The 13383-nt window shown below is 73.2% G+C and carries 14 protein-coding genes; 7 read left to right on the top strand and 7 right to left on the bottom strand.

Annotated features, from left to right (window positions below):
- Nucleotides 1-85: 85 nt before the first annotated feature.
- The gene (locus BN6_RS29065; protein ID WP_015103405.1) at nucleotides 86-427 is read right to left on the bottom strand and encodes an RNA polymerase sigma factor; all 342 of its coding nucleotides are present in this window, start codon (nucleotides 425-427) and stop codon (nucleotides 86-88) included.
- Nucleotides 428-539: 112 nt separating this feature from the next.
- Between BN6_RS29065 and BN6_RS29070 the strand changes: the two genes are divergently transcribed.
- Nucleotides 540-1160 (top strand): L-threonylcarbamoyladenylate synthase, encoded by a 621-nt coding sequence (locus BN6_RS29070; protein WP_015103406.1) that lies wholly within the window; start codon nucleotides 540-542, stop codon nucleotides 1158-1160.
- Nucleotides 1161-1164: 4 nt separating this feature from the next.
- Here the strand turns inward: BN6_RS29070 and BN6_RS29075 are convergent, their stop codons facing one another.
- From BN6_RS29075 to BN6_RS29085, 4 genes are all read right to left on the bottom strand, one after another.
- Nucleotides 1165-1983, bottom strand: a complete 819-nt coding sequence (locus tag BN6_RS29075) for a hypothetical protein (RefSeq protein ID WP_015103407.1) — start codon at nucleotides 1981-1983, stop codon at nucleotides 1165-1167.
- Between the two features lie 225 nt (nucleotides 1984-2208).
- Nucleotides 2209-2349: a Gfo/Idh/MocA family oxidoreductase gene (locus BN6_RS47035; protein ID WP_158509457.1), complete on the bottom strand. Its 141-nt coding sequence runs from the start codon at nucleotides 2347-2349 to the stop codon at nucleotides 2209-2211.
- Nucleotides 2350-2441: 92 nt separating this feature from the next.
- Entirely contained in the window at nucleotides 2442-2654 is a 213-nt protein-coding gene (locus BN6_RS48175) for a Rossmann-fold NAD(P)-binding domain-containing protein (protein WP_041314446.1), read from the bottom strand.
- Between the two features lie 791 nt (nucleotides 2655-3445).
- Nucleotides 3446-4231 carry an AfsR/SARP family transcriptional regulator gene (locus BN6_RS29085; protein ID WP_015103409.1) on the bottom strand — a complete coding sequence of 262 codons (786 nt, stop codon included), beginning with the start codon at nucleotides 4229-4231 and terminating at the stop codon, nucleotides 3446-3448.
- Nucleotides 4232-4627: 396 nt separating this feature from the next.
- Between BN6_RS29085 and BN6_RS29090 the strand changes: the two genes are divergently transcribed.
- A complete protein-coding gene (locus BN6_RS29090) occupies nucleotides 4628-5536 on the top strand; it encodes a helix-turn-helix domain-containing protein (RefSeq protein ID WP_015103410.1) in 909 nt (302 codons plus the stop codon).
- 276 nt (nucleotides 5537-5812) lie between these two features.
- Here the strand turns inward: BN6_RS29090 and BN6_RS29095 are convergent, their stop codons facing one another.
- On the bottom strand, nucleotides 5813-7366 hold the full coding sequence (locus tag BN6_RS29095; RefSeq protein ID WP_015103411.1) for a chitinase: 1554 nt from the start codon (nucleotides 7364-7366) through the stop codon (nucleotides 5813-5815).
- A gap of 182 nt (nucleotides 7367-7548) precedes the next feature.
- Nucleotides 7549-7758 carry a hypothetical protein gene (locus BN6_RS29100; RefSeq protein ID WP_015103412.1) on the bottom strand — a complete coding sequence of 70 codons (210 nt, stop codon included), beginning with the start codon at nucleotides 7756-7758 and terminating at the stop codon, nucleotides 7549-7551.
- 207 nt (nucleotides 7759-7965) lie between these two features.
- Between BN6_RS29100 and BN6_RS49795 the strand changes: the two genes are divergently transcribed.
- From BN6_RS49795 to BN6_RS29120, 5 genes are all read left to right on the top strand, one after another.
- Nucleotides 7966-8094 (top strand): hypothetical protein, encoded by a 129-nt coding sequence (locus BN6_RS49795; protein WP_269454289.1) that lies wholly within the window; start codon nucleotides 7966-7968, stop codon nucleotides 8092-8094.
- A gap of 93 nt (nucleotides 8095-8187) precedes the next feature.
- On the top strand, nucleotides 8188-10644 hold the full coding sequence (locus tag BN6_RS29105; RefSeq protein WP_148303066.1) for an ABC transporter permease: 2457 nt from the start codon (nucleotides 8188-8190) through the stop codon (nucleotides 10642-10644).
- 121 nt (nucleotides 10645-10765) lie between these two features.
- Nucleotides 10766-11419, top strand: coding sequence for an ABC transporter ATP-binding protein (locus BN6_RS29110; protein WP_041318515.1), 654 nt, complete (start codon nucleotides 10766-10768; stop codon nucleotides 11417-11419).
- Nucleotides 11416-12060 (top strand): ABC transporter ATP-binding protein, encoded by a 645-nt coding sequence (locus BN6_RS29115; protein WP_015103416.1) that lies wholly within the window; start codon nucleotides 11416-11418, stop codon nucleotides 12058-12060. The genes BN6_RS29110 and BN6_RS29115 overlap by 4 nt, the downstream gene beginning before the upstream one ends.
- 6 nt (nucleotides 12061-12066) lie before the next feature.
- Nucleotides 12067-13101 carry a GDSL-type esterase/lipase family protein gene (locus tag BN6_RS29120; protein WP_015103417.1) on the top strand — a complete coding sequence of 345 codons (1035 nt, stop codon included), beginning with the start codon at nucleotides 12067-12069 and terminating at the stop codon, nucleotides 13099-13101.
- The last annotated feature ends 282 nt before the right edge of the window (nucleotides 13102-13383 follow it).

Below are 13383 nucleotides of genomic sequence, written 5' to 3' on the forward strand. Positions count from 1 at the left end.
CCGCGCAGCCGCGTCCGCGCCCGGTGCAACCGGGTCCGCACGGTCGCGACCGGGATGCCGCGCACCTCCGCGATCTCCGCCGGGGTCAGGTCCGCCCACGCCACCAGCAGCAGCACGTCGCGCTCCGCCGCCCGCAGCGCCGCGATCGACTCGGCCAGCCGTGCCGGGCCCACGCCCGCATCCGGCGCACCTCGGAGCGGGCGTGGTGGCGCAGCAGGTTCGTCGCGATCCCGTACAGCCACGCGCGGGCCCCGGCCCGGCTCGGGTCGAAGGTGTGACGCTGCTCCCACAGCACCAGGAACGCCTCCGCCACGAGGTCGTCCGCCGCTTCGGAACCGACCCGGCGGGCCAGGTAGCCGTGCAGCGGGCGGGCGTGCCGGTCGTACAGTCGAGCCAGGTCATCCGGGGTGTCCACGGGCTCGGTCACCGGACTCCCGCGTTGCGCCGCCAAGGCGCTCTCGGTTCGCACGCCTCTGATTGCCCGCAAGCCTGACCGGCGTTCCCGCGCGCGCCGAAACCGGGGCAACTAGGCTCCGCGCATGGCGAGGTACTTCGACGTGCACCCGGTCAACCCGCAGCGCCGGACGATCGACGCGGCCGTGCAGCTGATCAAGTCGGACGGCCTCATCGCCTACCCGACGGACTCCTGCTACGCGCTGGGCTGCCAACTGGGCAACAAGGACGGCCTGGACCGGATCCGGCAGATCCGCCACCTCGACGACCGGCACCACTTCACCATCATGTGCCGCGACTTCGCGCAGCTCGGCCAGTTCGTGCACGTGGACAACTCGGTGTTCCGGGCGATCAAGGCCGCGACGCCGGGCAGCTACACGTTCATCCTCCCGGCGACCCGCGAGGTCCCCCGCCGGCTGCTGCACCCGAAGAAGAAGACGGTCGGCGCGCGGATCCCGGAGCACGTCGTCGCGCAGGCGCTGCTGGCGGAACTCGGCGAGCCGCTGGTGTCCAGCACGCTGCTGCTGCCCGACCAGGCCGAGCCGCTGGTGCAGGGCTGGGAGATCAAGGAGCGGCTGGACAACGTGGTGGACGCGGTCCTGGACTCCGGCGAGTGCGGCACCGAGCCCACCACGGTCATCGACTTCTCCGACGGCGAGCCGGAGATCGTCCGCCGCGGCGCGGGCGACCCCAGCCGCTTCGAGTGAGCGGTCAGTCGACCAGCCCGGTGGCGAACGCCGACCACAGGAGCACGGAGAAGCCGTAGACCGCCGTCACGGCCAGTGCGGTCGACGACAAGCTGATCCGCTGACCGACCTTCCCGGTGATCTCGCGGCCGACGAGCATCTGCCACAGGACCATGAGCAGGATCGGAGCCAGCGACAAGGGCGGCAGCAGCAGGAAGCCCATCCGTTGCAGCGCCTGGTCGAACGGCACCAGCATGAAGCTGCTCGCCACCGGCTGGACCACCACGGCCACGGCCATGGCGGAGGTCATCAGGGCGCGGCGGGGGTCGGCTTCGCGCGGGGTCGCGGACAGCAGCCACGTCCCGACCGCGGCGGCCAGGCACAGACCGGCCAGCGCCCAGAACAGGAACGTGGTGACCGACCGCTCGTCCGCGCCGGTCCACCACGGCTGGACGTCGCGGACCGCCGCGGCTTCCTCCTCGGACAAGGCGAAACCGGCGACCCGCACGGCCGGGGTCGAGGCGTCGGTGACGCCGAAGTCGCGGCTGCACGAGACACGTTCCCCGGCGAACGTGGCTTCGCACCCGCTGTTCAGGTTCGGCAGGCCGGGTTTCACCGAGACGGTGAGCACCCGGTCGCCGACCGGGATGACGCACTTGATGGTGTCGCCGTCCTTGGCGCACGGCGGTTTGAGGACGGTGAACTGCGGCGCGACGACCCGGTAGACGCTGTCGACGCCCGGGGTGAGCGGGATCAGCAGGGCCGTCACGAATAAGAGGAACAAGGGCACGGACAAGGGCAATGAGCGCAGCACGCCGGGCGTGCTGCGGGTGATGGTGGTCAAACTCCACCTCCTGTCACCCGCAGCATCGGCCGCGCGCGGTGTCCCGTTAGCTACGGTGCGAGATCGATCGCGAACAAGAGCAGGTCACGGTTGTCCGGCAGCGCAACGGTTTCCACCGTTTCGGCCGGGTCGAGTGCCGCCGAGTGGCCGAAGACACCCGCCGGTGCAGCGACAGTTGGGGAAGTTGACGGTTCCGGGCACGGTCGTGCCGGTCTCGACCAGGCTTCACAGCTCGTGCGGCTCAGTTGCGATCGGCAGTTCCACCGCGACGTGCTTGTCCGCCGGCATCGCGTCCCGGCCCTGGGCGTAGTGGAACTCCCACTGCGTGGCGATGTGGACGAAGGCAATGTCGTTGCGGGACAACAAGTACCCGGCGCTGGGCTGCCAGCACGGCCCGAGTGGTGGCGCAGCGCTTGGCCGTGCACAGCGCCAAGGCCGCTGGGCCCGGTCTCCGGGCGTCAGCCCGCCGGCACCAGGTCGCGGCCGGTCGCCGTGCCGTCGACGCTGTCCCGGTAGGTGCGGGCGGCGACGGCGGCCGGGGTGCCGGTACCGGCGAGGCCGAGCGCGCCGAGCGTCTCGCTGATCCCGCCGGGGAGGTGCCCGGCGAACGTGCCGGCGGTCAACGTGACCGAGCCACCGTCGACCCGGTGCGGCAGCGCCCGGAGCAGCAAGGCGATGGGCGGCCACGCACACGACCGCCCCGACCCGCCCGGTGACCGCGAACATCCGATCGATCGATCCCGGGTCGCCCAAGTCGACGCGCGCCCCCGCACCGCGCGACGCCTCCACCACCTCGTGCCGAGGCCGCAGCGCCGCGACCACCGACCGTCGAGGAGACCGCGAAGTTCGGAGATCGGCGGGCACCCGCTTGACGACGTCGGTACCGGGCACGTGGTCGACGGGCCCGGTACGACGTCGGTGTCCTGGCCGGCCACGGCCGCGGGGAACGGCGGTGTGGACCGGCGACGGCGGCTCGTGCCACGGTCCGGTGGCAGCCGACGACTACGCGACCCCCGTGACGGGGTCGCCGGGTCCCGGTGCGGTCGCGCCGGGACGTCCCGACCAACGGCTCGACGCAGTCGGGTCAGGGGCAGCCGGATCCGGGGGTGCGCCGCGGCCCGGCGCACCCCCGCGCTCTTAAGCCGGCCACAGCGCACTTCCGTGCGGTTAAGCCGGACATGGCGTGTCCGACGACGGGTGGACCTCGGTCCGCCCGGTCTGCCCCGAGCCCGACCAGACCACGTGCTCCCGGCCTGCGGTGCGGCGGAAAGTCCTGGTCATGCTGCTCCCCTCCTGGTTCGCAGCACCGACGTTAGGCCGTTCAGGCGAGTGCGGCCACGCGACGTAGCACGGACGGGTGACCAGCGGATTCGAGATCGCCCCGACATTCCCGACAGCGCGGGCCGCCACCGTGGACCCGGGGGGGAGGGCCCGTGGGCGGGACGTGGTGCCGGCGGGGTCGTCACGACCTGCCCGCCGCGTCGACCGGCGACCGGTGGACGGGGGTGGGCGGGTCGGCGGGGGGCTGGAGGAGCTGCCGGTGGGCGGCGCGCAGCGCGGGGCCGGGGTCGGTGCCCAGTTCGTCCGCGAGCAGCCGGCGGACGAGCTGGTACCGGGCCAGCGCCTCGCCCGTCCGGCCGGTCCGGTGCAGGGCGAGCAGGAGCTGCGCGGCGACCCGCTCGTCCAGCGGGTGGTCGGCGGCGCGGGCGGTGAGCCGGGCCAGCTCGCCCGCGCCCAGCCCCAGCCGCAGCGCGGTGTCGGTGCGCTCGGCCTCCGCCAGGTAGCGCTGCTGCTCGACCGCCGCGCGGGTGGCGCTCAACCACGGCGTGTCCAGCCCGGCGAACGGCTCCCCGCGCCACAGCCGCGCCGCCCGGTCGAACAGGGCCAGCCGCTCGGCGTCCGACCCGGCCCGGCGGGCGGCGTCGGCGAGCCGCTCGAACCGCCGCAGGTCCACCGCGTCCGGGTCGGCGACCAGCTCGTAGCAGCCGGTGTGGCGGACCAGGGCCACGCCCTCGGCGTCGGCCAACACCCGCCGCAGCCGGTACAGGTAGCCGTAGAGCGCGGCGCGCGGCCGGCGCGGCGGCCGGTCCCCCCACACCCGCGTGACCAGCCGGTCGAAGGCCACCGGCTGGTTCACCTCCACCGCCAGCGCCACCAGCACGCACCGCTGCCGGGCGTGCCCCAGGTCCGTCCGCCGGCCCCCCAGCACCGCTTCGACCGTGCCCAGCAACCGGATCTCCACCGCCATGCCGCACCTCCCCGTCCTGGTATATCCGGGCCGGGCCGGTCGCCGCCGTTCGAGCTTGTCCGAAAATGTCCGTGCTGGTCAGCCGCTCGCAGTGGGCCCGACCGGGCGCACCGGTCGGGCCGGCGGCGCGGATGACCGGCGATCTTCCGCCGGCCGGGCCCGGGGCCGGACGGGCACCTCCCGACCGGCGCCGGGCGTTCGGTTCGAAAACCGGCCGGCGACCCATTCGGACGCCATTTGTCGAGACCAATTCTGGGGCGCGGTCCGGGGCCGGGAAGCGCCGCCGACGATTGTCCGGAATCGTTCGTGAAATTCCCCGTCACGCGGTCCGAGAGGTACGCTGCCGGGCGGCAGCTATTCCCTGAACGCACCCTGCGCGTTACCGAAGGGGCCGTCATGACCACCACGATCCCCGCCGACTTCAGCGCCGCGCTGCGCGCCGCGATCCAGCGCAGCGGCCTGAGCCTCAACGAGATCAGCAGGCGGCTGCGCGAGCAGTCGACCCCGGTCAGCATCAGCGCGTTGAGCTACTGGCAGAACGGCGAGAACCGACCGGAGCGGGCCGGCTCGCTGGCCGCCGTGGCCGCGCTGGAGGCGATCCTCGGCCAACCACCGGAGACCCTGACCGCCCTGCTCGGCCCGCGCAGACCGCGCGGCCGGTGGACCAACCGGACCGGCCCGACCATCACCTACGACCAGGTGTGGGAGCGGCCGGAGTCGGTGGCCCGCGCGCTGGCCAAGGTGGACGCCACGCCGGACGAGCTGGACACCCCGCACCGCCTGTCGCAGTACGTGTCCTACCGGGTCGACGGCCGGGGGCACGAGGAGTCGATGCGGGTGCGCCGGCTGATCCGGGCCGACCACGACGGCACGTCCCGGTTCATCTTCGTCACCCGCTGCTCCAGCCTCACCCAGCCGCCGGTGGTGACCTTCACCGAGGGCTGCCGGCCCGCCCGGTTCCGCGCCGACGTGCCGTCCTCGACGTGCGCGTTCGAGTTCGTGCTGGACCGGCCGCTGGACAGCGGCGAGCTGGCCGCGGTCGAGTTCGGCGTGCGGCTCCCGCCGGGGCAGACCGACCGGCACGCCCAGCTCGCCATCTACCGGCCGACCCGCGACCTGGTGCTCCAGATCGCGTTCGACCCCGACCACGTGCCGCTGCGCTGCAACGGCTACTTCCAGCCGCGGCACGCGATGCCGGTGGAGAAGCGCGGCGAGGTCACGTTCGACCGCTCGGCCGGCACGTTCCAGTTCATCACGCTGGACCCGGCGCCGGGCCAGTACGGGATCCAGTGGAGCTGGCGCTAGCTGCTCGCGGGGAGCCGACCGCGACGCGCCGGCCATCGGCACCCAGCCGCGGCCGGCAGGGCCATGCCGGTCCAGCGGCCCACGCAGCACCAGCGGACCGGCCGGCGGTTCGACCTGGCCGAGCCGCCGGACGTGGACCGCTGCGGTCGTCATGTTCGGCGGGCCTCCCCCGGTCGGACCGGACTGTAGGCAGCTCCGGTCCGGTCCGGGAATCCCGCGCTCTGGAGAAAGCCTGGACACCGGCCGGTCCGGTCGCCCGGACCGGCCGGGGCCGGGTCAGCGGGGCAGGTACGCCCGGTGCGACCGGGAGAACTCGAACCCGTTGTACTTGTCCCAGTTGATCGACCACGTCATCAGGCCGCGCAGGTTCGGGTAGGTCGCCTTCGGCTTGTACGGCCCGCAGTTCGTGCCCTTCATCAGACAGTCCAGCGCCTTGTGCACGTCACCGACGGAGGTGAAGCCGTTGCCCGCGTTGACGCTCGCGGGCAGCCCGATCGCCACCTGGTCCTGCCGCAGGCCCGGGAAGAACTTGGTCGCGTCGCCCTTGACCGGGAACCCGGCCAGCACCATGTCGGCCATCGCCACGTGGAAGTCGCTGCCGCCCATGAAGTGGTACTGGTTGTCCAGGCCCGTGATCGGGCCCGAGTTGTAGTGCTGGACGTGCAGCAGGGTCAGGTCGTCACGCATCGCGTGGATGACCGGCAGGTACGCGCCCGCCCGCGGGTCCTGCCCGGAACCGCCGCCGTAGAACTGGTAGCCGAGCTGGACGAAGAACGTCTCCGGGGCCATCGTGAGCACGAACTTGGCCCCGTAGCGGGCCTTGAGCGACTTGAGCGCGGAGATCAGGTTGACGACCACCGGCGAGGTGGGGCTGCGGAAGTCGGTGTCGCCCGCGCTCAGCGACAGCGAGTGGCCCTCGAAGTCGACGTCGAGCCCGTCGAGGCCGTAGCGGTCGATGATCGCGCCGACGCTGCGCACGAACGCGTCCCGGGCGGCCGTGGTGGTGAGCTGCACCTGGCCGTTCTGGCCGCCGATGGAGATCAGCACCTTCTTGCCCTGGGCCTGCTTCTCCCGGATGCCGGCGATGAACTCGGCCTCGGGCTCGACGTTCGGGCACTCGGCGACCGGGCACTGCTGGAAGCGCAGGTCGCCGGAGGTGACCGAGGTCGGCTCGGCGAAGGAGAGGTTGATGATGTCCCAGTCCGGCGAGACGTCCTTCATCCGGGTGTAGCCCGAGCCGTTGGCGAAGCTGGCGTGCAGGTAGCCGACGAGCACCCGCTTGGGCAGCCCGGTGGGCGGCGTCGTGGTCGTGGTGGTCGGGGTCGTCGTCGTGGTGGACGTGCTGGTCGAGGTCGTGGTGCTGGTCGACGTCGTGGTGGTGCTCGTGGTGGTCGACGTGGCGGTGGTCGTCGTGGTCGTGGTCACCGTGGGCGGGCCGGTGCAGGGCGCGCCGTTGAGCTTGCAGTTCGCCGGGTCGGCCGTGCCGGAGGCGTTGAAGCCGAAGGTGACGGTCGCGCCGGGTGCGACGTTGCCGTTGTAGTTCCGGTTGGTGAACGTGTAGTGGCCGCCGGCGTTGGTCTGCAACGCGTCCCAGTAGGCCCCGACCGTCGTGCCGGTCGGGAGGTCGAACTCGACCTTCCACGAGGTGATCGCCGCGCTGGTGTCGTTCTTGATCGAGAACTGTCCGGTGTAGCCGGAGCTCCAGGACTGGGTCTTGGCGAACGTGGCGGTGGTCGAGGCGGCGTACGCGGGGACCAGCCCCACCGCCACGGCACCGGCCACCAGGGCCGCCACCGCCGCCACCCTCGCGAACAGGATCCTGCGCGACATCGTCGTCTGCCTCCTAGCGGTGGCGGCCTCCAGGTGGGAAAATTGGACTAGACCACAGGCGGGGTGTCAAGCCCCGCAGCCGGCCGCACCCGGGCCGGGCACCGGCCCGGACCGCCGAGGTGTCGTGCGACGACTCCCCGACCACCAGCGGATCCAGTGGAATGACGCGGCGCAACACCGGCTCACCGACAAGCGACAGTGAATTCGATCGATTCGCCCCCGCCACGTCCGGAAGCCTTCTCCGTGAACACGTTGACCGTTCTGGCAGCCCTGCCGACCGCTGCCGCAGCGATCTCGATCGCCGTCGCAGTCATCCGGAAGTACCGCAACTCCCTGACCCGGGAAACCGACGACCCGGCTAACCGCATTTCGTAGCCGGCCGCGATCAGCACGACCCGGAAGCTCGTCGGCCTGCGCTCGGACGACGCCGCCGAGGCGCGGGAAACCCGGTTTCGCCGAGGTCGCCGAGGTCGCGCTCGCCCCGGCGGACCGCTGGGCAGGCTCTCGGAGGTGCACGTCTTCACCACCACCCTGCTGACGCGGGCCGACCGGATCCGAAGGTCCAATACGTCGTCGGGTGCCCGAACTCGATCACCACCGTGTACGCCAGGGAGCGGTCGGCGATCGTGCCCTTGGTGCCGGGCGGCCTGCTCCGGCCGACACCGCTGCCCACGGTCACCGCCACCCCGCACGGGGCGGTCGCCGGCCTGCGCGGCCCGGCCGCGTGATCATCCGACGACCCAGCGTGACCAGCGACAACGACCCGACGAAAGTAGGGAATTCCAACCGGTGATCAGCATCGCCGGACTAGCGTGCACGGCGTGCAGATCCCGTGGAGAGCCGCGCCGCGCGCCGCGCTGTCGAGCCCGCTGACGTTGTTGGTCAGCCTGGTCACCGCGCTCCTGCTGAGCTTCGTCGTGGCCGCCGCGGTCATGCACTCGGCCGCCTCCGGGAGTGCCGCCGTGGACTACCAGCAGGACCGGCTGTGCACCGAGTCGCTGCACCCGTCGCTGGAGGTCTTCCTCCCGCCGCACCAGGTCACGCCGCTGTTCGACGACGTGCGCCGGTCCGTCGGCGACCAGCCCGTGCTGCCCGCCGCCTACACCCGCGAGGCGCGGACCGACTTCGGCGGCAGGCAGACCTACGCCAAGTTCGGGTTCCGGCCCGGCGCGACCGACCACCTCAAGGTGCTCGAAGGCGGCGCCAAGGACGGGCTGTGGGTGCCCAAGAGCATCGCCGACACCACCGACCTGCAACTCGGCAAGCGCGGCATGGGCGGGCGGCTGCCGCCGGTCACCGCGATCTACGCCGACGTGCGCGACCCGCTGGACCCGTGGTGGTGCTCCGAGCGCCAGTACGTGGTGCCGAACACCATGCGGAAGGACACCGACCTCCCGACGAGCGTGGTGTGGGTGCCCGACGCGGCGGCGTTCGACGCGCTGCCGCCGGAGGTGGCCCCGGTGGTCGACGTGACGATCCGGTTCCCCAGCCCGGTCCCGCAGACCGTGGACGAGGCGGAAGACCTGCTCGCCGCCGGCACCGCCCGGGTCCAGAAGTACGACGAGATGGGCCTGCGGGTGAACTCGCCGCTGGTGCTGCCCGTCGAGAACGCCCACCAGACCGTGCGCAACGTCCGCTCGGCGATCCTGCCGCTGACGTTGATCAGCCTGCTCATCGGCCTGGCCGGGGTGGCCACGGTGGCCGTGCAGTGGGCGCAGCGCCGGCACACCGAGCTGCGGCTGCTGTGGGTGCGCGGCGCGGGCCCGGTGGCGCTGGGCGGTCGGGCGCTGCTCGAACTCGGCCTGCCACTGCTGGTCGGCGGACTGCTCGGGTTGGGCGTGGCCCGGCTGCTGCTGCCCGTCTACGCCCCGTCCGGCGCGCTGCCGCCGGGCACCACGGCCGCCGGTGCGCTGTCCGTGCTCGTGGTCGTCGTGCTGAGCCTGGTCACCACGTGGGCGACGGCAGCGGTCCGCGCGCACCGCGTGTTCCAGGCCGCCACCACGGGCAACCGCCTGCGCCGCGTGCTGGCCGCCGTGCCGTGGGAGCTGGCCACCGCGGGCCTGGCGGTGTGGGCGTGGCTGCGGGTGCAGGACAGCGGCCTGGCCTCGCCGACCAGGATCGGCGGCCTGCCCCGGATCGACGCGGCGGCGCTGGCGTTCCCGTTGCTGGTGGTGCTCACCACGGCGCTGCTGGCCTCCCGGGTGGCGCGGTGGGCGCTCCGGGCCTCGCACCGCGTGTCGCTGTGGTCCCGACCGGCCGCGCAGCTCGCCGTGCGGCGGCTCGCGGCGGCGGCCGGCCCGGTGACCGGCGTCCTGCTGGTGGGTGTGCTGGCGATCGGCACGATCGCGGTGGGCACCAGCATCGCCGGCTCGCAGAAGACCGCGCTGGACCTGAAGTCCGGCATGTACACCGGCGCGGAGAGCGTCGTGCGGGTGTCCGACGTGATCGAGCTGCCGGCCGCGCTGCGCGGCAACTCCACCGTCGTGGGCGTGAGCGAGATCAACGACCGGATGGGGCTCGTCGTGGACCCGGCGACGTTCCGCGACGGCGCGTTCCAGCACGACGTCGACCCGGCGCTGCTCACCCAGCCGCTGCGGGTCGGCACCGCGCCCGCGGGCGAGATCACCATGCCCGGCCTGCCCCGGCTGACGCCCACCGCGCACGTGGCGTCGTTCCCCAAGCTCGGCACGGCCGGCTGGGTCGTGCCGCGCGACCAGGTCCCCGACCCGTCCGACGTCGGCTCCTGGTACGTGTGGTCGGCGAAACCGCTGCGCGAGCTGACCGACGTCCTGTCGGACAACGGGATCGTCTACCGCAACGGGGTGGAGCGGGCGAAGGCGATCGCGGGCCTGCCGTTCCTGACCATCCAGTGGACGTTCGGGTTCGTCGCCGCCATCGGCGTCGTGCTCGCGGTGGTGGCCGCGATCGCGCTGCTGCTGGCGATCGAGGTGCGCCGCCGGCAGAACGCGCTGTCCGGCGCGTTCAGCACCCGGATGGGGCTGCGGCCGTCGGCCCTGCTGTCCAGCCACCTGCTGGAGCTCGGCGCGCTGGCCGTGGCCGCGGTCGTGGTCGGGTTGGCGGCGAGCGCGGTCAGCAGCGGGTTCGCCGTGCCGCGGCTGGACCCCGCGCCCCGGCTGACCCCCACCCCGGAACTGCCCAACGTGTTCCCGCTGCTGGGCGCGACGGTCGTGGGCAGCGCGCTGGTGGTGCTGGTGGCCGCGTGGATCGCGGTGCGCGCGGTGCGCTCGGCGCGGATCGGGGAGCTGATCCGTGGCTGACCGGTACGACGAGAGGGAGACGGCCGTGGCCGACCTGTACGACGAGCGGGAAACGGCCGCGGCCGGCCTCTACGACGAGCGGACCGACTCGTACGACCAGCGCCCGGCGGGGCCGGCGCACGTGCTGCGCCTGCGGGACGTGGGCGTCGACTACCGGACCCCGGCCGGGTCGGTGACGGCGGTGTCCGACGTGACGCTGGACGTGCCGGCGAGCGGGATCACCGTGCTGGCCGGGCCGTCCGGGTCGGGCAAGTCGACCCTGCTGCGGGTGCTGAGCCTGGTGGAGCGGCCCACGACCGGCGGTGTGGAGCTGCGCGGCATGGGCACCGCGCGGCTGTCGTCCCGGGCGCGGCGGGCGTTGCGGCGCACCGAGATCGCGCTGGTGTTCCAGAACCCCGGCGAGAACCTGGTCGGCCACCTCACCGTGGGCGACAACCTGCGCGCGGCGGCCCAGGCGGCCGGCCGCACCGCGGCGGTGGCCGACCTGCTGGCCCAGCTCGGGCTGCCCGACACCGCGGACTGGAAGGTCAACGCGCTGTCCGGCGGCCAGCAGCAGCGGCTGGCGTTCGGCTGCGCGCTGGCCCGCGGCGCGTCGGTGGTGCTGGCCGACGAGCCGACCTCGCAGCTCGACACCGGCTCGGCCGACCTCGTGCTGGAGACGTTGGCCGACCTCGCGCGGCGGGGCGTGCCGGTGGTCGTCGCGTCCCACGACCCCCGCCTGATCGCGTTGGCGGACACCAGGTTCGACCTGCGGAACGGGGTGTTGGCGGCATGACGGCGCTGCGCGTGGTGGGGGTCCGGCGGTCGTTCGAGCACCCCGGCGGGACGGTGCACGTGCTGCGCGGCGTCGACCTGGAGGTGTCGGCGGGCGAGCTGGTGACGCTGTCCGGGCCGTCCGGTTCGGGCAAGAGCGCGCTGCTGTCGGTGCTGTCCGGGTTCGACCGGGCCGACGACGGCACGGTGGAGATGTGCGGCGAGGTGCTGACCGCTCCCCCGGCCTGGCGGCTGTGCGCGCTGCTGCCGCAGGCGATGGGGCTGGCCGGCGAGCTGACGCTGGCCGAGAACGTGGCGCTGCCGCTGCGGCTCAGCGGTGCCGGCGCAGACGTGGGCGGGGTCGCCGTGCTGCTGGCCGAACTGGGCATCGGCGACCTCGCCGACCGCTACCCCGCCGAGGTGTCGTTCGGGCAGCAGCAGCGCGCCGCGCTGGCGCGGGCGGTGATCGGGTCGCCGAAGGTGCTGCTGGCCGACGAGCCGACCGCGCACCTCGACCAGGTCAGCGCGCCGACGGCGGTCCGGGTGCTGCGGCGCGCGGCCGACGCGGGCGCGGCCGTGCTGATCGCCACGCACCACGAGGAGGTGCACCGGGCGGCCGATCGCACGGTGGTCCTCTCCGGTGGGCGGGTCTCCGTAGGATAGGCACCGATGTTGCGTCGCTCCCTCGCCCTCGCCCTCGTGCTGCCGCTGCTGGCGGTGCTGCTCATGGTCGCCGACAGCCCCTTCCCGGACCCGCTCGGCCCGAACCGGGACGCCCCGGCGGCGCTGGTCGCGCTGGGTGACAGCACGATGTCCGGCGAGGGCGCGGGCAGCTACGAGCCGGGCACCGACGGCGAGAACGACAACTGGTGCCACCGGTCGACCAAGGCGTCGGTGCGGCAGACGAGGGTCGCGGGCGTCGAGAAGGTGTTCAACCTGGCGTGCTCGGGGACGAGCGCGGAACAGGTCGGGCTCGGCGACGGGACCGACCGCAGCTCGCAGGCCCGGCAGCTGGCCGAGATCGCCCGCGAGTACCGGGTGACCACGGTCGTGGTCGCGATGGGCGCCAACGACGACCCGAAGTTCGGCGAGGTGCTGAGCTCGTGCCTGCGGGCGTGGTTCGAGCGGGCGGACTGCTCGAAGGCGCTGGCCGACGAGTGGCGGGAGCGGGTGGACCGGATGGTGCCCAAGGTGGAGCGGGCGCTGCGCGACATCCGCTTGGCGCTGCGGGACGAGGGCTACACGCCCCTGTCGTACACGCTGGTCGTGCAGTCCTACGCGGCCCCGGTCAGCCCGGACCTGCCCTCGGACCTGCAGAACCTCGCCGGGTGCCCGCTGCGGACGGCGGACATGAGGTGGGTGCGCGACACGGCGGTGGGTGACCTGTCCGACGGCCTGCGCAAGGCCGCGTCCGCCGTCGGGGCGCGCTTCCTCGACCTGTCGAGGGCGGGCGCGAAGCACGAGGCGTGCGCGGGCGGGAAGAACCCGGACAGCGAGTGGTTCACCCGCCTCACGGTCGACTTCGACGGTCTGCGCGACGAGGTCCGGGCGCGGCACGCGCTCCAGGAGTCGTTCCACCCCAACGCCCGGGGGCACGAGCAGTTCGGGCGCTGCATGACCGAGTTCCTCGCCACGTCGGCCCGCGAGGCGTCCTGCGTGGCCGACCGCGACGGCAACCTGACCCCCGTGCTGGACCGCGACTAGGACTGTTCGGGGTTCGGATCATGTGGTCGAGGTCAGTGTCTTCAGCCACCTGATCGCTCCTCGCAGGTGCAGTCCGGCCTCGTGGCTTCGCGGTGTCCTCGGCCCGCTGGTCGGTCTCTCCGGGATCACCGCCGTGATCCGACGGCGGCGCGGGCAGCGGAGCCCCATTTCCCTCGGCCAACGCCTGTTCCAGCGCGTCGAGGGTCTCCCCGGCGACCGCCGACCCGGCCGATTCGTCATGCGCCCGCACGATCGTGCAGTCCACGCCGACCGGTTCCACCC

This window comes from Saccharothrix espanaensis DSM 44229 (assembly GCF_000328705.1).
GTDB classification, from domain to species: Bacteria; Actinomycetota; Actinomycetes; order Mycobacteriales; family Pseudonocardiaceae; genus Actinosynnema; species Actinosynnema espanaense.

What these genes read in the sequence shown, in the direction of transcription:
- BN6_RS29070 (WP_015103406.1), top strand. Translation starts at nt 540, where the DNA reads ATGGCGAGGTACTTCGACGTGCACCCGGTCAACCCGCAGCGCCGGACG.
- BN6_RS29085 (WP_015103409.1), bottom strand. Translation starts at nt 4,231, where the DNA reads ATGGCGGTGGAGATCCGGTTGCTGGGCACGGTCGAAGCGGTGCTGGGG.
- BN6_RS29120 (WP_015103417.1), top strand. Translation starts at nt 12,067, where the DNA reads ATGTTGCGTCGCTCCCTCGCCCTCGCCCTCGTGCTGCCGCTGCTGGCG.
- BN6_RS29095 (WP_015103411.1), bottom strand. Translation starts at nt 7,366, where the DNA reads ATGTCGCGCAGGATCCTGTTCGCGAGGGTGGCGGCGGTGGCGGCCCTG.
- BN6_RS29115 (WP_015103416.1), top strand. Translation starts at nt 11,416, where the DNA reads ATGACGGCGCTGCGCGTGGTGGGGGTCCGGCGGTCGTTCGAGCACCCC.
- BN6_RS29090 (WP_015103410.1), top strand. Translation starts at nt 4,628, where the DNA reads ATGACCACCACGATCCCCGCCGACTTCAGCGCCGCGCTGCGCGCCGCG.